The following is a 19,959-nucleotide window of genomic DNA, read 5'->3' as shown; positions in this document are numbered from 1 at the left end:
CCACAGCGCTGACTATCGTGCCGGGCGGCTAGCCTTGGAGCATGGCTCAGATCGAATATCGCCCCCTCGGAAAATCCGGCCTCGTCGTCTCCACGATCGGTCTCGGCTGCAACAATTTCGGCAGGCAGGGAACCGCCTCGGAGAGCCAGGCAGGAACCGACGCCGTGATCGGGGCAGCGATCGACGCCGGCGTGACCCTGTTCGACACCGCCGACATCTATGGGGCCGAGCGCGGTCTCTCGGAGACGCTGATGGGCCGTTCTCTCGCCGGCCGGCGAGACGGCATCGTGCTCGCGACGAAGTTCGGGATGGACATGGCCGGCGCCAACGGGCCCGACTGGGGCGTCCGCGGGTCGAGGCGGTACATCCGTCTGGCCGTGGAAGCGTCGCTCCGCCGCCTGCAGACCGACTGGATCGACCTCTACCAGCTGCACACCCCGGATGCCGTCACGCCGATCGAAGAGACGCTCGCGACCCTCGACGACCTCATCACCGAGGGCAAGATCCGTTACATCGGTCACTCGAATCTCTCCGGTTGGCAGATCGCCGAGGCCGAGTTCACCGCGCAGCTGGCCGGGCATCCGAAATTCATCTCGGCGCAGAACGAGTACAGCCTGCTGGTGCGTGGGGCCGAGAAGGAGGTTCTGCCCGCCGTCAACCGGTACGGTCTCGGCTTCCTGCCGTTCTTCCCGCTCTACAACGGTCTGTTCACCGGTAAGTTCTCCCGGCAGGGGGGCCCCGCGGACAGCCGCATCATGATGATCCGCAGGCATCTCGCCGACAATGCGCCGTGGGATGTCATCGAGGAGTACCAGGCCTTCTGCGACGAGCGCGGGGTCACCATGCTCGAGGCGACGTTCGCGTGGCTGCTCGCCCAGCCCGGGCTGACGAGTGTGATCGCGGGGGCGACGAAGCCCGAGCAGATCATCCAGAACGCCGAGGCGGCCTCCTCATGGTCGCCGAGCGCAGACGAGGTCGCGGCCATTTCGGAGTTGTTCGCCTAGGGCCGGGAAACGCCGGGGTTTTCGCTGGCGGCGAACGCGGCGCTCGTTGTTGAGTGAGCACTCACTCAGCTAGGGTCGACGTTATGGTGCACAACCGGCGAGCGCAGCCGTTGTCGGTCGAGGAGCGGCAGGCGATGATCATCGACGCGGTCATCCCGCTGCTCATCGAGCACGGCCGCGCCGTGACGTCGAAGCAGATCGCCGAAGCCGCGGGAATCGCCGAAGGCACGGTATTTCGTGCGTTCGGCGACAAGGACACGCTCGTCACCGCCGCCCTCGAGAGGTACCTCGACCCGGAGCACCTGCGGCAGGCCCTGCGGTCGATCGACCCGTCGCTTCCGCTGGAGAACAAGGTGCGCGCCATGATCTACCTCATGCGTGAACGCTTCTCGAGCATGTTCCGCATGATGGCCGCCATCGGAGGCGAGCGTCCGCCCGTGCACAACGCCCGTCACGAGTTCCCCGCCATCATCGCCGAAGTACTCGCGCCCGAGGCGGCCGCACTGAACTGGCCGCCCGAACGCGTCGCCCACATCGTGCGTATGGTGAGTGTCGCATCCGCCGTTCCCGCCCTCAACGAGGGCATGGAATTCAGCGTCGACGACCTCACCAGCATCGTCCTCTACGGAGTCGCCGGCTGCCCGGCCGGCGACCTGTCCACCACCTCATCCGCCATCGCATCCGCAACGAACTAGGACCGAAAATGCTGCTGAAACTCCTCGGACGCTTCCTGCGCCCGCACTGGCGACTCCTCGTCGGTGTCCTCGTCTTCCAGACGGCCCAGTCGCTGCTGTCGCTGTGGCTGCCGACCCTCAATGCCGACATCATCGACAACGGTGTGGTCAAGGGCGACACGAACTACATCCTCTGGGTGGGCGCCGGGATGCTCGGCGTGACGGTGCTGCAGGTGGCGTGCTCGATCACCGCCGTGTACTTCGGGGCGAAGGTCGCGATGCGGGTCGGACGTGACCTGCGCGGCGCGATCTTCGTGAAGGTCGGCGAGTTCTCCGAGCGCGAAGTCTCGGCCTTCGGGGCGCCGTCGCTCATTACCCGCAACACCAACGATGTGCAGCAGGTGCAGATGCTGGTGCTGATGACCTGCACGCTGTTGGTGTCGGCGCCGATCCTGGCGATCGGCGGCATCATCCTGGCCCTCAAGCAGGACGTGCAGCTGTCCTGGCTGATTGTGGTCGCTGTGCCTGTCCTGCTGATCGCTATCGGTCTCATCATCGTGCGGATGGTCCCGCTGTTCCGTCTCATGCAGGCCCGTATCGACAAGGTGAACAAGGTGCTGCGCGAGCAGCTCACCGGCATCCGTGTCGTTCGCGCGTTCGTGCGCGAAGACGTGGAGACCAACCGGTTCAAGCAGGCCAACGAAGAAGTCACCGACACCGCGCTACGCGCCGGACGCCTTTTCGCCCTGATGTTCCCGATCGTGATGCTGGTGATGAACGTCTCGAGTGTCGCGGTGATCTGGTTCGGCGCGTTCCGCATCCAGGACGGCTCGATGCAGATCGGAACGCTCACGGCCTTCCTGCAGTACCTCATGCAGATCCTCATGGCGGTGATGATGGCGACGTTCATGGCCGTGCTCATCCCGCGCGCTGCCGTCTGCGCCGACCGCATCTCTGCGGTGCTCAACACCGAATCGACCGTCAAGCCGGCAGCAAGCCCGGTCAGCGTGCTCGAAACGCATGGAACCGTCGAACTGGTGGATGCCAGCTTCGAGTACCCCGGCGCGGAACAGCCCGTCCTCAGCGACGTCAGCTTCCTGGCCCGTTCCGGCCGGACGACAGCCATCATCGGGAGCACCGGAGCCGGCAAGACCTCGCTGGTGAATCTGATTCCACGGCTGTTCGACGCGACGAGCGGTCTTGTTCTCGTAGACGGCGTCGATGTGGCGGAACTCGAGCCCGACCTGCTCTGGTCGCGCATCGGGCTCGTGCCGCAGAAGCCCTATCTCTTCTCGGGCACCGTGGCCAGCAACCTCCGCTACGGCAAACCGGATGCGACAGACGACGAGCTCTGGGCGGCGCTGTCGACCGCGCAGGCGCGCGACTTCGTCGAGGCCATGCCGGAGGGACTGGATGCGGCCATCGCCCAGGGTGGCACCAACGTCTCCGGCGGCCAGAGACAGAGGCTCGCCATAGCCAGGGCGCTCGTCAAACGGCCGGAGATCTACGTATTCGACGACTCGTTCTCGGCTCTCGACGTCACCACGGACTCGCGGCTCCGCGCGGCACTGAAGCGTGATGTCACAGGGGCCACGTTCATCATCGTCGCGCAGCGCGTTTCGACGATCATCGACGCCGACCAGATCCTCGTCCTCGAGGACGGCCGCATCGTCGGCCGGGGTACGCATGAACAGCTCCTCGAGACCTCCGAGACCTATGCGGAGATTGTCTCGTCCCAGCTCACAGCGGAGGAAGCAGCATGAGCACGACAGAAGAGAAGACGCCTCCTCGTCCGCCCGTGCCGCGGCGCGGACCGGGCGGCGGCGGACCGTTCGGCGGAATGCAGGGCCCAGTAGAGAAGGCCATGAACTTCGGGCCGAGCGCCAAGCGCCTCGCCGGCCGGCTCGCCCCGGAGCGCTGGGGAGTCGTCTTCGTGACGATCCTCGGCGTGTTCAGCGTGGCCTTCGCCGTACTCGGGCCGAAGATTCTCGGCAACGCGATCAACATCGTCGTCGCCGGGGCGATCTCCAAGACGATGCCGAAGGGCCTGACCCAGGACCAGGTCATCGCGGGCCTCCGGGCGACGGGCCACGGCCAGCAGGCCGACCTGCTGAGCGGGATGACCCTCACCCCGGGCGAAGGGATCGACTTCCGTGCGCTCAGCATGGTGCTGATGGGAGTGCTCGCGCTCTACATCTTCTCGTCGCTGTTCGGCTATGTGCAGGCTTACGTGCTCAACGGGATCACCCAGCGCACGGTCTACCGCCTGCGTGAAGAGGTCGAGGAGAAGATCAACCGGCTTCCGCTCCGGTACTTCGACGGGATGAACCGCGGTGAGCTGCTGAGCCGGGTCACCAACGACATCGACAACGTCTCGCAGACCCTCCAGCAGACGCTGAGCCAGTTGCTCACGTCGCTGCTGACGGTGATCGGCGTCGTCGTGATGATGTTCATCGTGTCGCCGCTGCTCGCCCTGATCGCGCTCATCACCATTCCGCTCACGCTCATCGTGACGATGCTGATCGCCCGGCGTTCGCAGAAGCTGTTCGTCGCGCAGTGGAAGCACACCGGCGAACTCAACGGCCAGATCGAGGAGGCATTCACCGGCCACGCACTGGTCAAGGTGTTCGGTCGCCACCGCGAGGTCGAGGAGCAGTTCCGCCTCAAGAACGAGGAGATGTACAAGGCGAGCTTCGGTGCGCAGTTCATCTCGGGCATCATCATGCCGGCCATGATGTTCGTCGGGAACCTGATGTACGTGGTCATCGCGGTGGCCGGCGGACTGCAGGTCGCATCCGGTGCACTGCAGATCGGTGACGTGACTGCGTTCATCCAGTACTCGAGACAGTTCACCCAGCCGCTCACCCAGCTCGGCTCGATGGCGAACCTGCTCCAGTCGGGCGTGGCATCATCGGAGCGCGTCTTCGAACTGCTCGACGCCGACGAGCAGTCCCCGGACCCGACCGAGCCGAAGAGCCCCGTCGGGACCAAGGGGCGCCTCGAGTTCGAGGACGTCTCGTTCCGCTACGTGGAGGAGACGCCACTGATCGAGGACCTGTCGCTGGTCGCCCAGCCCGGCCAGACGGTCGCGATCGTCGGACCGACCGGCGCGGGCAAGACCACGCTGGTCAACCTGATGATGCGGTTCTACGAGATCGACTCCGGCCGCATCACGCTCGACGGAGTCGACATCGCGTCGATGACGCGTGACGACCTGCGAAGCCGGATGGGCATGGTGCTGCAGGACACGTGGCTGTTCGGCGGCACGATCCGGGACAACATCGCGTATGGGCGACCGGATGCGACGGAGGAGGAGATCCTCGACGCCGCCCGGGCGACCTACGTCGACCGATTCGTGCACTCGCTGCCGGACGGCTACGACACCGTGCTCGACGACGAAGGCTCGAACGTGAGCGCCGGCGAGAAGCAGTTGCTGACGATCGCGCGGGCGTTCCTCGCCCGGCCGAGCGTGCTGATCCTCGACGAGGCGACCAGCTCGGTCGACACCCGCACCGAGTTGCTGGTGCAGAAGGCGATGAGCGCACTGCGAGCCGACCGCACGAGCTTCGTGATCGCCCACCGCCTGTCGACGATCCGCGACGCCGACCTGATCCTCGTCATGGAGTCGGGCCGCATCGTCGAACAGGGAACGCACGCCCAGCTCCTGGCGCAGGGCGGCGCGTACTACAACCTGTACAACTCGCAGTTTGCGGCGGCGATCTCCGAAGACGTCTAACCAGAGCCGGAGCCGGAGAGGCAGGGGTCAGTGGCCGGTGAGGGGGGCCATGAGGCGTGCCGCGACGGAGGGGCGTCGGGTGACGCGCTCCTCGGCGTCGGCGAACTGCGTGCCGACCAGTCCGGCATTGGCCCCGACGAACCGCAGTGGTTCCGGCTCCCAGCGCGGTGAGCGGTGGTTCACCCAGGCGAGCGAGGTCAGGTCGGTCGTCGCTCCGGTGATGAGATCGGCCAGAGTGCGTCCGGCGAGGTTCGTGGTGCTCACACCGTCGCCGACGTAGCCGCCTGCCCAGGCTTCTTTGCGGCCGGCGTCGAACCCGACCGAGGCGTGCCAGTCGCGGGGGACTCCGAGAGGTCCGCCCCACTCGTGGGTGATCCGGGCATCCGCAGCCGCCGGGAAGAGGTCGACGAGGGCCTTGCGAAGGTGGTGGGTGACCCGGCCCACGCGGTCATAGGCCGGCCGGATCGCGCTGGCGAGGTGATAGCGGGCACCGCGCCCGCCGAAAGCGAACCTGTTGTCTGCGGTGCGCTGCCCGTAGATGATCAGGTGGCGGAAGTCGGTGAAGGTCTGGCCATGCTCGATGCCGATTCGGTCCCAGACCGCGTCGGAGAGCGGCTCCGTCGCGATCATCAGAGAGTAGAGCGGAAGGATGCGTCGCCCGACCTGGCGCAGTGCCGAGCCGTAGCCCTCGGTCGCGTTCACGACCGTTCCGGCGCGAACCGTGCGGAGCGAGCCGCCGACCCGGGCATCCACCCGGCCGTCGGCCCAGGACTGCACCTCGGTGCGCTCGTAGATGGTGGCCCCGCGGCGCTCGACGGCGCGAGCGAGGCCGCGCACCAGCTTCGCGGGCTGGATGCGCGCGCACTCGGGCGTGAACGTCGCGGCGATCGCGCTCGGCACACCGAACCGCTCCTGCACCCTCTGCGTGCCGAGGAGCGAGACCTGGTCGACCCCGAAGCGCGCGGCCTCCTCGAGCTCGGCCCGCGCGCTTGCGAGCTGCACGGACGAACGCACGAACGAGACGGTCCCGCCGCGCACGAAGTCGCAGTCGATGCCTTCTGCGGCAGCCGCCCGGCCCACCTCGTCGACGGTGTCGACCATTGCCCGGCGCAACGCGACGGCCGCGTCGAAGCCGTACCGGGATTCGAGTGAGGATGCCGAGAGCGGGAACAGGGCGGAACTCCAACCCCCGTTGCGACCGGATGCGCCGAACCCCGCGATGTCCTTCTCCAGGATCGCGATCGACAGCGTCGGATCGGCCTCCTGGAGGTAGTACGCCGTCCACAGGCCGGTGAGGCCGCCGCCGACGATGCACACGTCGACCGTGAGATCTTCCGCGAGCGACGCTCGTGGCTGCAGCTCGTCCGCGCCCGACGCAGCGAGTGCATCCATCCAGAAACTGACGCGGCGGTATTCGTCGCTCATCTCATCTTCTCCAGGTCGTCGAATACAGGAAAAGTGGGCTCAAAGCGCTGCTTTGGACCCACTTTTCCTGTGCCGTGCGGAGGTTAGAGCCTGGTCCACGCCTCGGAGAGGACTCCGCGCAGGATCTGGCCGATCTCGCTGAACTCGGCGGGCCCGATCGTGAGCGGCGGCGCCAGCTGCACGACGGGGTCGCCACGGTCGTCGGCGCGGCAATAGAGGCCGGCGTCGAACAGCGCCTTGGAGAGGAACCCGCGGAGCAGGCGCTCCGACTCGTCGTCGTCGAAGGTCTCCTTGGTCGCCTTGTCTTTCACGAGCTCGATGCCGAAGAAGTATCCGTCGCCGCGCACGTCGCCGACGATGGGCAGGTCGAGGAGCTTCTCGAGTTCGGCACGGAACAGCGGCGAGTTCTCGCGCACGTGCTCGTTGAGCTTCTCTTCTTCGAAGATGTCGAGGTTCTCCATGGCGACGGCGGCCGACACCGGGTGGCCGCCGAACGTGTAGCCATGGTAGAACGACGTGTTGCCGTGCTTGAAGGGCTCGTAGATGCGGTCGCTGACGATGGTCGCGCCGATGGGGGAGTACCCGCTCGTCATGGCCTTCGCGCAGGTGATCATGTCGGGCACGTAGCCGTACTCGTCGCAGGCGAACATGTGGCCGATGCGTCCGAAGGCGCAGATGACCTCGTCGCTGACCAGGAGCACGTCGTACTTGTCGCAGATCTCGCGCACCCGCTTGAAGTAGCCGGGGGGCGGCGGGAAACATCCGCCCGAGTTCTGCACGGGCTCGAGGAAGACGGCGGCGACTGTCTCCGGGCCCTCGAACTGGATCATCTCCTCGATGCGGTTCGCTGCCCACACTCCGAAGGCCTCGAGGTCGTCGGCGTGCTCCGGCGCGCGGTAGAAGTTGGTGTTCGGAACACGGAATCCGCCAGGGGTCAGCGGCTCGAACATCTCTTTCATCGCCGGGATCCCGGTGATGGCCAGGGCGCCCTGCGGGGTGCCGTGGTAGGCGACGTTGCGCGAGATCACTTTGTGCTTCGTCGGGCGGCCCTGCAGTTTCCAGTAATACTTGGCGAGCTTGAAGGCGGTCTCGACGGCCTCGCCTCCTCCGGTGGAGAAGAACACCCGGTTGAGGTCACCGGGGGCGTAGCTGGCGAGACGGTCAGCGAGTTCGATGGCGTTCGGATGCGCGTACGACCAGATCGGGAAGAAGGCGAGCTGCTCGGCCTGACGGGCCGCGGCCTCGGCGAGCCGCTTGCGCCCGTGTCCGGCGTTGACGACGAACAGGCCGGACAGGCCGTCGATGTACTTGCGGCCCTGGGAGTCCCAGATGTGGTGCCCCTCACCGCGCGTGATGATGGGCACCCCATGCCCGTCTTCCATGACGGACTGGCGTGCGAAATGCATCCAGAGGTGGTCTTTGGCCTTGGCCTGGAGTTCGGCCTCTGACGAGGTCGTGACCGGTGCTGTCGTGGTTGTGCTCATGTGTTACCGCGTTCCCCAGTTATAGAACTGTTTGTGGAGTTTCAGATAGACGAACGTCTCGGTCGAGAGCACACCCTCGAGGGTGCGGATCTCCGAGTTCAGCATGGTGATGAGGTCGAGGTCGTTCTCGCACACCACCTCCGCGAGGATGTCGAACGTGCCTGCGGTCAGGACGACGTAGTCGACGGCCGGCATGGCCGCGAGCTTGTCGGCGACGACCCGGGTGTCGCCGCTCACACGCACGCCGATCATCGCCTGTCGATAGAAGCCCAGCTGCATCGGGTCGGTGACGGCGACGATCTGCATGACCCCGGATTCCGTCAGCTTCTGGACGCGCTGGCGTACGGCGGCCTCGCTCAGCCCGACCGCTTTGCCGATCTCCGCATACGATCGTCGACCGTCGGCCTGCAACTGTTCGATGATCGCCTTTGACACGTCGTCGATCTGCATCGGCTTGCCCGGCATCGACGCCCGAAGGGTGCTCATGGGTCGATTCTGTCAGTGAGATTCGCCTTCGGCAAGTGATTCCGTATATTTCTGCCCACTTCGCAGACGAAATCAGTAGACTCACGGCATGAGTACGCAGGAACTCCGCAATTTTGTCAACGGTGTTTACACCGATTCCCGCGCGACGGAGCGCATCGAGCTGATCGACCCCGCCACCGAGGAGGTCTACGGATCCACCCCGGTGTCGACCGAGGCCGACGTCGCCGAGGCCTATTCCGCCGCCCGCGACGCGTTCGACGTGTGGAGCGACACCACGCCGGGCGAGCGCCAGCTCGCCCTCTTCCGGATCGCGGATGCGATGGAGGCGCGCGCAGAGGAATTCGCCGACCTCGAATCCCAGGACACCGGCAAGCCCAGGGCGACCCTCGTCGACGATGAGATCCTCCTCTCTGTTGACCAGATTCGTTTCTTCGCGGGTGCGGCCCGCAACCTCGAAGGCCGCAGCGCCGGCGAGTACATGAGGGACCACACCTCGTTCATCCGGCGTGAGCCGATCGGCGTCGTCGGTCAGGTGACGCCGTGGAACTATCCCCTCAACATGGCGGTCTGGAAGTTCGCGCCGGCGATCGCAGCAGGCAACACGACAGTGCTGAAGCCGTCAGATACGACGCCGCTGTCGACACTCCTTCTCGCCGAGGTCATCGCCGAGTTCGTCCCGGCCGGCGTCGTGAATGTGATCACCGGCGACCGCACGACCGGAGCTGCGATGACGCAGGACCCGATCCCGCAGATGATCTCCATCACAGGTTCGGTGCGTGCGGGCATGGAGGTGGCACGCGCAGCGTCGTTCGACCTGAAGCGCGTGCACCTCGAACTCGGCGGAAAGGCGCCCGTCATCGTCTTCGACGACGCGGACATCGACAAAGCCGTCGAAGGCATCGTCGCGGCCGGCTACTTCAACGCAGGCCAGGACTGCACGGCGGCGACGCGACTGCTCGTGCAGGGGGGCATCCACGACGAATTCGTCGCGGCACTCACCGCCTATGCGCGCGCCAACGCGACGACGGGGGCTCCTGACCAGGATGGCGTGCTCTTCGGCCCGGTCAACAACGCGGGCCAGCTGGCCCAGGTGTCGGGGTTCATCGACCGGCTGCCCGACCACGCGAACGTGGAGCTGGGCGGCCGGCGGCAGGGCTCGACCGGCTACTTCTACGAGGCGACGATCGTCTCTGGGCTCCTGCAGGACGACGAGGCGGTGCAGCGCGAGATCTTCGGGCCCGTGCAGACCGTCCAGAAATTCTCCGACGAGGCCGAGGCGATGCGCTGGGCCAACGGTGTGCAGTACGGCCTCGCATCGTCGGTGTGGACCCGCGACCACGGCCGTGCGATGCGCTTCGCCAAGGGGCTCGACTTCGGCTGTGTGTGGATCAACACCCACATTCCGATCGTCGCCGAGATGCCGCACGGCGGATTCCGGCACTCCGGCTATGGCAAAGACCTCTCGATGTACGGGTTCGAAGATTACACTCGGATCAAGCACGTCATGAGCTACATCGGCTCGTAGGCCGCAGCGGGTCGACCCGGCGGACCACCAACGCATCGTCGGCTGCAGGAGGCATCAGGAGTGACCCCCGGCTATACGCGATATGCCCCGAGCGCCGGGCGGTCGCCGTGGCATTTCGTGGCCGGACGCACGTTCGTCGCCGTCGTCGACAGCTCGGCGAGCGATTCGGTCGTCGACGCGCTCTGGTGGCTTGCCGAGTCAGAGCTCGCCACGATCGAATCGGTGGTCGGTGCGTTCCCGCTGGTCGGCGACGACGCCGTCCGCTCGTTCGCGGCCGCCACGATCGCCCTGCAGCACGAGACGGGTGAGGCGCACGTGACGGCGGTGGTGCGGGGGTCGGCCGCCGTCGACGTCTTCTCCGTCGGCGGGTCCCGCCGTTTCTCCGCGAAGGGCACTCAGCCGTGGGTGCTGGCCGAGTTCCGCTCGGTGACGGGGCTTGTCCTCGGGGATGACGGCCATCCGACCGCGCCTGTCGCGACCGCGGCACGCGGCGCGCTGCCTCTCGGAACCGGCGTCGTCGACGGCGAACTGCTCGTGTGGTCCACGCAGCCGATCGAGCGTGTCGCCGTGCCGGTCGATGCTGCCACGTTCGCGAAACCTCCGGCCGGGCACGCACCCGAGGCCGGGCACGCACCCGAGGCCGGGCACGCACCCGAGTCCGGGCACGGCGGCGAGGGTGGCCGGTCGCGGATCGACGAGGCGGATGAGACGATCATCCGGCCGAAGCGGGTGCCGCCGGCGGTCGACGTCGTCACGGCCGTGATCGCGCTTCCCTCGCTCGACGACACGGTGCGGGCGGTGCGGCGTCCCGTGCTCGCGCAGGTTCCGGACGAGGTGCTCGGCTTCCGCATCGGCAGCGCCGACCCCGTCGATCTCGATCTTCCCGTGCTCATCGGCCGTAGTCCACGCCCACCACGTGTCGCATCCGGGGTCGCACCGCGGCTGATCGAAGTGGAGTCGCGCGCCCAGCAGGTCTCGTCGACCCACGTGCAGCTCGAGCAGGTCGGGGACACCGTGGTGGTCACCGACATGCGCTCGACGAACGGCACCTTCGTGTCGTCACGCGAAGGGCTGCAGAGCCGCCTGAAGCCCGGCGAGTCGATCGTGGTGCTGCCCGGCGCCCGGGTGGACATCGGCGACGGTAATATCATCGAGATCACCCCTGCCCGGGAGGAACCGTGATGACCTACTCGTCAGGCACGACAACGAGAGGATGCGCGTGACCCAGATCGGTCGCAGCAACAGACGCCACAACGTGGCCGTGCCCGGAGGTTCCGGTGCGCGCGTCGGGCTCGCGTGGGCGGCGCTGAGCGACAAGGGATACCGGCGTTCCGTCAACGAGGACAGCCTCCTCGCCCGTTCGCCGATCTTCGCCGTCGCCGACGGGATGGGAGGCCACACGGCAGGCGACTTCGCCAGCACCGCTGTCGTCACGCGCCTGGCCGAGCAGGTGTCGGTCGACTTCGTACGCGAGGACGCGATCAACGACGCGCTCCGGTCAGCGGTCGACGACATGGGCCGCGGCGTCGGGCACACCGACCTCGGCACCGGCACCACCGTGACGGGGCTCGCCCTCGCGCTCGTCGACGGGGCGCCGCACTGGCTGGTGTTCAACATCGGTGATTCGCGCGTCTACAGCTACCTGGACGGCGTGCTCGAGCAGCTCACGGTGGATCATTCGATCGTTCAGGAACTGCTCGACGCCGGCGCGATCACCCCTGCGGAAGCAGAGGTGCACCCGCACAGCAACGTCATCACCCGCGCCGTCGGCTTCAACGAAGACCCGGTGCCCGACTACTGGTTCATCCCGATCGTCGCGGGCACGCGCCTGCTCGTCTGCTCCGACGGGCTGACGAAGGAGCTGACCGAGCACGGTATCCGCCACTTCCTCCGTGAAGGATCGTCGCCGCTCGATGCCGCACAGCAGCTGATGGATGCGGCCCTCGGCAACGGCGGGCGCGACAACGTTACGGTCGTCGTGATCGATGTTCTGGAGACGCCGGAAAGCGGCGCACGCGGCGAGGGCTCCTCACGCCGGGCGGTCCGTCGGCACTGACGGCGGCGGCCGCTCTTTTTTGACCCCCGAGTTGGGGGTGTTTAAGTTGTCCCCAACGAGGAAACGCGACACGGACCGTTACCTTCGCCTGCCTAGAATAGGGAAACGTTTGCCGTTCAACCCGTGCCGGCGACGTTGACGAGACCGACACAGGCAGCACGACGTACCGGAGTGCACGAGCTCATACGGGAGGCGAAATGGCCAGGCGTCTGCCGTCCCAGCCACCGAACCTTCCCGGGTTCTCGTATGTCCGCGTCCTCGGCTCTGGCGGGTTCGCCGACGTCTTCCTCTATGAGCAGAACCTTCCGCGCCGGCAGGTCGCCGTCAAAGTCATGCTCGCCGAAGTCGTGACCAGCCAGGTGCGGCAGATGTTCCAGGCCGAGGCGAACCTGATGGCCCAGCTGAGCACGCATCCGTCGATCCTCACCGTCTACCAGGCGAGTGTCTCCGCCGACGGCCGGCCCTACCTGGTGATGGAACTGTGCTCGGCGGCGATCGGCCAGCGCTACCGCACCGAGCCGCTCCCGGTTCCCACGGTGCTCAGCATCGGCATCCGCATCGCCAGCGCCGTCGAGACAGCCCACCGGGCGGGCGTGCTGCACCGCGACATCAAGCCGTCGAACATCCTGACCACCGTCTACGGGCATCCGGTGCTCAGCGACTTCGGCATCGCCGCCACCCTCGGCGAGGCCGACATCACCGAGGCGATCGGACTCTCCATCCCGTGGTCGGCGCCCGAGGTGCTGCTCGACGAGACCTCGGGCACGATCGCCAGCGAGGTCTGGGCGCTCGGGGCGACGATCTACTCGCTGCTCGCGGGTCGTTCGCCCTTCGAAGTGCCGGGCAAAGAGAACACCTCGGCCGAGCTGATCTCGCGCATCACCCGGGGTCGCCCCCAGCCGATCGACCGGGCCGACGTTCCGCCCCGGCTCGTCTCCGTGCTCGAGCGCGCGATGTCCAAGAAGCCGAACTCGCGGCAGCACTCGGTTCTCGAACTGATCCGGGAGCTGCAGGCGGTCGAGACAGAACTGGGCCTCGCCCAGACGCCGATCGAAGTCGCGATGGACGACTGGGCGCTCGCCACGGCAGCAGACCCCGAAGACCGCACGCGCATCAAAGGTGTCGTGACGGTCGACCCGGCGGCCGGCGGGCGGCGACGGCGGTCGGGCGGGGGAGCGTCGACGTCGCGCACGCCGACGAGCACCATCGTGCGCGAAAGTCTCGGAAGCACCGATGCCGCGCAGGCTGCTCCCCAGACCCGCTGGTCGCGCGCGCTCGTACTGTCGATCGCTGCCTGCGCCGTGCTGGTCGTCGCCCTCGCGGTGACCGCCACGCTCGTGCTCGTCCGTGTCGGCGGCGCGAGTACTGACATCCCCACCGTGAGAGACCTCTCCGGCCAGCTCACGCAGGGAACGGTCGTCTTCACCTGGAGCGATCCCGGCCTCCAGCCGGACGATGCGTACCAGGTCGCGGTCGGGGACTCTCCGCCCAGCATCCAGCGCGGCACGGAGTTCCGGGTGGATGCCAAACCCGGCGACCGCGTGTGCGTGACGGTCACCGTCAACCGGGACGGACGCACCGGCCAGCCCAGCGCGCAGAAATGCGTCGAACGGTCCGCCGGCTCATGATCGCGAAGTGGCTCGCAGCGCACAAATCGCTCGTCGCGACAGCGACAAGCGGTACGGCGATCGTCGCGCTGGTGACGACGATGGCCGTCGTGTCGAGCGGCTACAGCGCCCAGCGCATGGACCTCGGCGATGCCGCGGTCTGGGTCGCCAGTGACCTCAAGAAGTCGATCGGGCGTGCGAACACCGAGATCGACGCCCTGAACGCTGTCGTTCCCGCTACCGGGAGCACGGTCGAGGTCGTGCAGGACGGCACCAACGTGCTGCTCGTCGACTCCGAGAGCAACACCGTCGCCGTCGTCGACCCTGCGACGAACGCGACCGGCAAGAGCATGCCACTGCCGCCTCGGCAGCCGTCGGTGCACCTGGCCGGCGACCGCATCGCGATCGCGTCGGAGGCGACCGGCCAGATCTGGCTGACGACCGTCGGCGACCTCTCCAACTTCAATTCGGGTGCAGCCCCGACCCTCGACCTGGGCGGCGCCGCCAAGACCACGATGGACGCATCCGGGGTGCTCTACGCGTTCCTGCCCGACACGGGCGTCGTGCACCGCATCGACACGTCGGGCAGCGAGACGGTCAGCACGACGGAGAAAGTGCCGCAGGCAGCCCAGGGCGTCAACGACACCATCACGACCGTCGGCGGGCACTGGGCGCTCCTCGACCCGGATCGCCGCGTGCTCTACCTGCACGGACGCACCGTCGACCTGGGCGGCATCCTCGGCTCGTCGACCGATCCTGTGCTCCAGGCGCCGAGCACGTCCGGTGACAGCGTCTCGATCGCGACGTCGACGGGTCTCATCCGTGTCCCGCTCGACGGCTCGCCGCCTGTGCTGCGGGTCGGCGGGCGTACCGGTGTGCCTGCGGCGCCCATCCTGGTGGGCGGCTGCACCTACGCCGCGTGGTCGGGCGGCTCGACGTGGTCCTCGTGCTCGGACAGCTCGCCGGGATCGACGCGTGCGCTGGCGCAGGTGCCGCCCGGCGCATCCCTCGTCTTCCGGGCCAACGGCCCGCGCGTCGTGCTGAACGACGTGAAGTCCGGAGTCGCGTGGGCGGTGCAGAAAGACAACGCCCGCATCGACAACTGGGATCAGCTCGTCCAGAAGAAGAACAACCAGGAGCAGGTCGACCAGAGCAAGCAGGACACCCCTCCCCAGTACGCGAAGGCCCAGCAGCCGCCGGTCGCCGTCAACGACACCTTCGGCGCCCGTCCCGGCCGGGTGACGCCGCTTCCTGTCCTGCTGAACGACTACGACCCGAACGGCGATGTGCTCGTCATCGACTCCTTCACGGGCATCCCGCCCCAGCAGGGGATCGTGCAACTCGTCAACAGCGACCAGCTGCTGCAGATCACCCTCCCCGAGACAGCATCAGGACGTGTCTCGTTCCAGTACTCGATCTCCGACGGCCACGGCGGCAGCGCGTCGGCGACGGTCACGGTGATCGTGCGCCTGCCCAGCGAGAACTCGCCGCCGGTGTGCACGCGCACGGCCAAGGCGGTCGTGCAGTCGGGCGGCCGCGTGACCAGCCAGGTGCTCGGGAACTGCTACGACCCCGACGGCGACGCGTTCTTCCTCGCCTCGGCCACGGTGCCCGCTCCCGACTCCGTCACCTTCACCCCGCAGGGCTCGGTCGCATACTCCGACAAAGGCCAGGGCGGCACGCTCAAAGATGTGGCGCTCGTGGTCTCCGACTCGAGGGCGGACGGCACCGGGGCTCTCGCGGTGACGGTGCGACCGCCGGGCTCTGTGCCGATCATCGCCGATCCGTTCGCGGTGCTCGCCTACCAGGGCCAGGAGATCACGGTCTCCCCGCTCCTGCATGTGCGTGGAGGAACGGGAGCGGTGCGACTTGCCAATGTTCCCGCCAAAGCAGACGCCACGATCACCCCCGACTTCCAGGGCGGGACGTTCCGGTTCTCCAGCGACCAGGTCGGAACGCACAACCTCGAATACGCCGTGACGGATGGCGTGCTCACCGCCACCGGTTCGATCCGGATCGACGTCAAGGCGCCGCCGGGCGCCAGGACGCAGCCCATCGCGGTGCCGCACACCGCGTTCATCCGTGAGCAGACGACCCAGACGGTCGACGTGCTGGCCACCGACATCGACCCGTCGGGCGGGGTGCTCCTGATCACGGCTGCGACGCCGCCGCCCATCAGCACCGGGGTGCGCGTCGAGATCCTCGGGCAGCGCATCCTGCGTGTGACACTCGACCGCCCTCTCGACGCGCCGATCGACTTCCACTACCGGATCAGCAACGGTCTCGCCGAGACCGAGGGAACAGTGACCGTCGTCCAGCTCCCGCCGCTCACGATCCACCAGCCGCCGATCGCGAACCCGGACACCGTCTCGGTGCGTGTCGGGGACATCGCCGACATCCCCGTGCTTGCCAACGATGTGCAGCCCGACGGCGACAAGCTCACCCTCGACCCGACACTCGCCTCCCCGCTGCCGGCCGGCGCCGGCCTGCTGTTCGCCTCGGGCGACGTCCTGCGCTACCTGGCGCCGTCGAAACCCGGGAACTTCACCGCGGTCTACCGGGTGAACGGCGAGGACGGGCAATGGGCGACGGCCGAAGTCACCATCTCGGTGCGGGAGCGTGACGCGGCGACCAACAACCCGCCGGTGCCGAAGACCGTCACCGCACGCGTCCTTTCGGGCGACACGGTGCGCATCGTGATCCCCCTTTCCGGGATCGACCCCGACGGCGACTCCGTCCAGCTCATCGGACAGGAGACGAACCCGCAGAAGGGTGCTGTCATCGCCTCGGGGACCGACTGGATGGACTACCAGGCCGGCGAGTACTCGGCGGGCACCGACACCTTCACCTATGCCGTCGTCGACGCCCTGGGCGCCCGGGCGACCGGCGTCATCCGGGTGGGGATCGCTCCGCGGATCGACGGCGCGCGCAACCCGGTCGCCGTCGAAGACGACGTGACCGTTCGCCCCGGGAAGACCCTCGCGATCCAGGTCCTGGCGAACGACTCCGACCCTGACGGAAGCCCGCTGTCGATCACCAAGGTGATGTCGCTCGACGGCAAGGCGACCGCGAAGATCGTCGGAAGCATCGTGACCGTGAAGGCACCGAAGACCGAGGGCGTCACAAGCTTCATCTACACGATCCAGAACGAGCGCGGCGGCACGAGCGAGAACTTCATCAAGGTGTCCGTCAGCAAGGACGCTCCCCTCGCCAGGCCGGTCGCCAGCGACACTGTGCTCGGACTCTCCGACATCCTCGGCAAGCGCACGGTGTCGGTGAACGTGCTCGCCAACATCTTCTTCGCCGACGGACCGGTGAGCAGCCTCAAACTCTCGGTCGTGCCGGGCTACGGCAACAACGCGGTGGTGACGAGCAGCAAGCGCATCCGCATCACCATCACGGCCAAGAGCCAGATCATCCCGTTCAAGGTCGCCAACCCCGACGACGAATCCATCGCCTCGTATGCCTTCGTGCGGGTGCCCGGCTACGACGATGCGCTGCCGCAGCTCAAGCGCGGTGCGCCGAAACTGAGCGTGCCGAGCGAGAAGCAGCTGACGATCCACCTGAACGACTACATCGTCGCCGTCGGCGGCCGCAAGGTACGGCTGACGGATGCGGCGACGGTCCGCGCGACGCATTCGAATGGCGACGACCTGGTGGTCAGCAACGACACCCTCCAGTTCACCAGCGAGCCCCGCTACTTCGGTACGGCGTCGATCTCGTTCCAGGTGACCGACGGCTCGTCCGACACAGACCCCAACGCGAACGTCGCCACGATTGTTCTGCCGATCACCGTCACGCCGCGCCAGAACCAGCCGCCGGTCTTCACCGGCGCTCTCATCGACTTCGAGCCCGGCCAGTCCAAGACGATCAACCTGACCAAGCTCACCAGCTACCCGTATGCGAAAGACCAGAACGAGCTCGTCTACACGATCCAGGATCCGAAGCCGGCCGGGGTGAGCCTCAGCCTCAGTGGGCAGAAGCTGACGATCACGGTCGATTCGAATACGCCGAAGGGAGCGCATCCCTCGATCTCCATCGGCGTCAAGGATGCGATCCATGCGGGCCAGGCCGGACGCATCGACCTCAGCGTCGTGCCATCCACCCGGCCGCTCGCCAGCCCGGCGGCCGACAGGGTGATCGCCCCGCGCGGTCAGACGACCACCGTCGACGTGCTCGCGAACGACAACGCGACCAACCCGTTCCCGGACAAGCCGCTCAAGGTGATCGCGGTGCGCGGGCTGAGCAGCGCGAACATCCCGGCCGGCGTCTCGATCGCCCCGAGCCCGGACAAGAGCACCCTCACGGTGACCGTCGCCCAGACCGCACTGCCGGCCGACACGACCCTGCAATACGAGGTGGCCGACGCAACGGGTGACCCGGATCGCTACGCCTGGGGCACGGTCACGATCTCGGTGCAGGACCGGCCGGGTCCGGTCTCGAACGTGCAGGTGACCACCTTCGCCGACCGTGCACTCACGCTGTCGTGGATTCCGGGGGCGTTCAACAACTCGCCGATACTCGGCTACGACCTCACCGTCATCCGCGCCGACACCGGCCAGGTGTTCGGAACGACGACCTGCGTGAGCACGACCTGCACGGTGCCGACCCCCGGCAACGGTCCGGACAACGCTGTGCACATCACCGTCGCGGCACGCAACGCCCTCGGGCTCTCCGACCCGGTGCCGTACACGGATGCCGTCTGGTCCGACCTCGTGCCGACGGCGCCGGCGAATGTCTCGACGGCTCCGCTCGACCACGGGCTGCGCTTCACCTGGACCAAGCCGGCCGACGCCCCGGGCGCCAGCCCGATCACGTCGTACCTTCTGACGCTCGGTAGCACCACTGCGTCGCTCAGCGTCTCGGGCAAGGATCCGGTGGGAACGGCATACGCCCTCAACCTGACCGACGGGTCGATCGCGAACGGCGCGAGCGTGCCGTTCAGCGTCGCGTCGCGCAACGACTTCTATGGGGGTCGCACCACGTGGAACCAGTCGGCCGGCAGCGACATCCCGGCCGGCGCGCCGATCGCGACCGGTGCGGCCCCGTCAGCGACCCCGGACCAGACCGACGGCCGCACCGCGACCCTCTCCTGGGGCGGCGGCTTCGTCGACAACGGTCGTCCGATCACGATCTACTTCGCGGGCGTCTTCGAGGGGAACAATGCGCCTTCGTGCTCCGTGAGCGGTGTCGAGACCGGAAACCCCCAGCTGAGCCACGATCCCACCGGGCCACAATTCCAGCCGATCACGGACGGCTCGACCTCTACGACCTTCCGTGGACTCTCGCCGAACCACGTCTACTCGTTCATCGTGTACGCATACAACGGCCAGGGCTGTACGGCCGGGCCGGTGGTCCAGGCCGTCCCGAGGCTCGCACCCGGCACTCCCACCGACGTGCAGACCACGGCACCGCCGTCTGACGACGGCACCGGCCTGTTCGACTTCTCGATGACGGGTGTCACGTACCGCCAGGGCGGCGGCACGAACGGCACCGTCGTGGACTACAGGCTCACTGGCACAGGCGTCTCCGAATCCGGGGAGCTCGGCCTCGGCGGGGGCGTGCTCGCACCGGCGGGAACGCGCCACTACGGGGTCGCGCTGACGCTGCAGGTGACGGTCTGTGACCTCTACCCCGGTTCGAACCCGATCTGCAGCGGCACCTTCCAGAAGGCGCTTGGCACGCCCGTGAGCACGCAGCTCACAGGCGCCCGCTACGACCCGACCAGCCGCACCTTCAGCTGGACCGGATGGCCGACCGGCGCCTATGAGTACGTGCGGTTCAGCTGCGATGGGGGCGTCACCCGCACCGACATGCCCGCCGTCGGCCAGACGCCGACGTGCACGGTCACGCCGACCGAGACCAACCCGACGATCACGGTGTACGTCGGGGCCGACGGCTTCGCCTACGAACACAGCTGGAGGAGTGCCGACCTTGGATAGTCCCTCGACCGCCATACTGA

At 67.4% G+C, this 19,959-nt stretch carries 12 protein-coding genes; 9 read left to right on the top strand and 3 right to left on the bottom strand.

Annotated features, from left to right (window positions below; genetic code table 11):
- Positions 1-41: 41 nt before the first annotated feature.
- The 4 genes from ACPPVQ_RS14800 to ACPPVQ_RS14785 all read left to right on the top strand — a co-directional run bounded on the left by ACPPVQ_RS14800 (position 42) and on the right by ACPPVQ_RS14785 (position 5,414).
- Positions 42-1,004 carry an aldo/keto reductase gene (locus ACPPVQ_RS14800; protein WP_426515862.1) on the top strand — a complete coding sequence of 321 codons (963 nt, stop codon included), beginning with the start codon at positions 42-44 and terminating at the stop codon, positions 1,002-1,004.
- 83 nt (positions 1,005-1,087) lie between these two features.
- Entirely contained in the window at positions 1,088-1,699 is a 612-nt protein-coding gene (locus ACPPVQ_RS14795; protein WP_426515861.1) for a TetR/AcrR family transcriptional regulator, read from the top strand.
- 8 nt (positions 1,700-1,707) lie between these two features.
- Positions 1,708-3,441: an ABC transporter ATP-binding protein gene (locus ACPPVQ_RS14790; protein WP_426515859.1), complete on the top strand. Its 1,734-nt coding sequence runs from the start codon at positions 1,708-1,710 to the stop codon at positions 3,439-3,441.
- Positions 3,438-5,414: an ABC transporter ATP-binding protein gene (locus tag ACPPVQ_RS14785; protein ID WP_426515858.1), complete on the top strand. Its 1,977-nt coding sequence runs from the start codon at positions 3,438-3,440 to the stop codon at positions 5,412-5,414. Before ACPPVQ_RS14790 ends, ACPPVQ_RS14785 begins: the two co-directional genes overlap by 4 nt.
- Before the next feature lie 27 nt (positions 5,415-5,441).
- Here the strand turns inward: ACPPVQ_RS14785 and ACPPVQ_RS14780 are convergent, their stop codons facing one another.
- The 3 genes from ACPPVQ_RS14780 to ACPPVQ_RS14770 all read right to left on the bottom strand — a co-directional run bounded on the left by ACPPVQ_RS14780 (position 5,442) and on the right by ACPPVQ_RS14770 (position 8,809).
- Positions 5,442-6,839 (bottom strand): NAD(P)/FAD-dependent oxidoreductase, encoded by a 1,398-nt coding sequence (locus ACPPVQ_RS14780; RefSeq protein ID WP_426515857.1) that lies wholly within the window; start codon positions 6,837-6,839, stop codon positions 5,442-5,444.
- An 83-nt stretch (positions 6,840-6,922) separates the two neighbouring features.
- Entirely contained in the window at positions 6,923-8,323 is a 1,401-nt protein-coding gene (locus ACPPVQ_RS14775; RefSeq protein WP_426515856.1) for an aspartate aminotransferase family protein, read from the bottom strand.
- A 3-nt stretch (positions 8,324-8,326) separates the two neighbouring features.
- A complete protein-coding gene (locus ACPPVQ_RS14770; protein ID WP_426515855.1) occupies positions 8,327-8,809 on the bottom strand; it encodes an Lrp/AsnC family transcriptional regulator in 483 nt (160 codons plus the stop codon).
- A gap of 88 nt (positions 8,810-8,897) precedes the next feature.
- Between ACPPVQ_RS14770 and ACPPVQ_RS14765 the strand changes: the two genes are divergently transcribed.
- The 5 genes from ACPPVQ_RS14765 (at position 8,898) to ACPPVQ_RS14745 (ending at position 19,939) form a co-directional block, all read left to right on the top strand.
- A complete protein-coding gene (locus tag ACPPVQ_RS14765; protein ID WP_426515854.1) occupies positions 8,898-10,334 on the top strand; it encodes a gamma-aminobutyraldehyde dehydrogenase in 1,437 nt (478 codons plus the stop codon).
- A 60-nt stretch (positions 10,335-10,394) separates the two neighbouring features.
- Positions 10,395-11,516 carry an FHA domain-containing protein gene (locus ACPPVQ_RS14760; RefSeq protein WP_426515853.1) on the top strand — a complete coding sequence of 374 codons (1,122 nt, stop codon included), beginning with the start codon at positions 10,395-10,397 and terminating at the stop codon, positions 11,514-11,516.
- Positions 11,517-11,553: 37 nt separating this feature from the next.
- On the top strand, positions 11,554-12,390 hold the full coding sequence (locus ACPPVQ_RS14755; RefSeq protein WP_426515851.1) for a PP2C family protein-serine/threonine phosphatase: 837 nt from the start codon (positions 11,554-11,556) through the stop codon (positions 12,388-12,390).
- Between the two features lie 197 nt (positions 12,391-12,587).
- Entirely contained in the window at positions 12,588-14,018 is a 1,431-nt protein-coding gene (locus ACPPVQ_RS14750) for a serine/threonine-protein kinase (protein WP_426515849.1), read from the top strand.
- A complete protein-coding gene (locus ACPPVQ_RS14745) occupies positions 13,991-19,939 on the top strand; it encodes an Ig-like domain-containing protein (RefSeq protein ID WP_426515847.1) in 5,949 nt (1,982 codons plus the stop codon). Before ACPPVQ_RS14750 ends, ACPPVQ_RS14745 begins: the two co-directional genes overlap by 28 nt.
- Positions 19,940-19,959 lie beyond the last annotated feature (20 nt).

This window comes from Leifsonia sp. McL0618 (assembly GCF_049994905.1).
In the GTDB taxonomy this organism is placed as follows: Bacteria; Actinomycetota; Actinomycetes; order Actinomycetales; family Microbacteriaceae; genus Diaminobutyricibacter.
The sequence above is the reverse complement of the archived record's forward strand: the minus strand, read 5'-3'. Positions and strand labels throughout refer to the sequence as shown.

What these genes read in the sequence shown, in the direction of transcription:
- ACPPVQ_RS14800 (WP_426515862.1), top strand. Translation starts at nt 42, where the DNA reads ATGGCTCAGATCGAATATCGCCCCCTCGGAAAATCCGGCCTCGTCGTC.
- ACPPVQ_RS14795 (WP_426515861.1), top strand. Translation starts at nt 1,088, where the DNA reads ATGGTGCACAACCGGCGAGCGCAGCCGTTGTCGGTCGAGGAGCGGCAG.
- ACPPVQ_RS14790 (WP_426515859.1), top strand. Translation starts at nt 1,708, where the DNA reads ATGCTGCTGAAACTCCTCGGACGCTTCCTGCGCCCGCACTGGCGACTC.
- ACPPVQ_RS14785 (WP_426515858.1), top strand. Translation starts at nt 3,438, where the DNA reads ATGAGCACGACAGAAGAGAAGACGCCTCCTCGTCCGCCCGTGCCGCGG.
- ACPPVQ_RS14780 (WP_426515857.1), bottom strand. Translation starts at nt 6,839, where the DNA reads ATGAGCGACGAATACCGCCGCGTCAGTTTCTGGATGGATGCACTCGCT.
- ACPPVQ_RS14775 (WP_426515856.1), bottom strand. Translation starts at nt 8,323, where the DNA reads ATGAGCACAACCACGACAGCACCGGTCACGACCTCGTCAGAGGCCGAA.
- ACPPVQ_RS14770 (WP_426515855.1), bottom strand. Translation starts at nt 8,809, where the DNA reads ATGAGCACCCTTCGGGCGTCGATGCCGGGCAAGCCGATGCAGATCGAC.
- ACPPVQ_RS14765 (WP_426515854.1), top strand. Translation starts at nt 8,898, where the DNA reads ATGAGTACGCAGGAACTCCGCAATTTTGTCAACGGTGTTTACACCGAT.
- ACPPVQ_RS14750 (WP_426515849.1), top strand. Translation starts at nt 12,588, where the DNA reads ATGGCCAGGCGTCTGCCGTCCCAGCCACCGAACCTTCCCGGGTTCTCG.
- ACPPVQ_RS14745 (WP_426515847.1), top strand. Translation starts at nt 13,991, where the DNA reads ATGCGTCGAACGGTCCGCCGGCTCATGATCGCGAAGTGGCTCGCAGCG.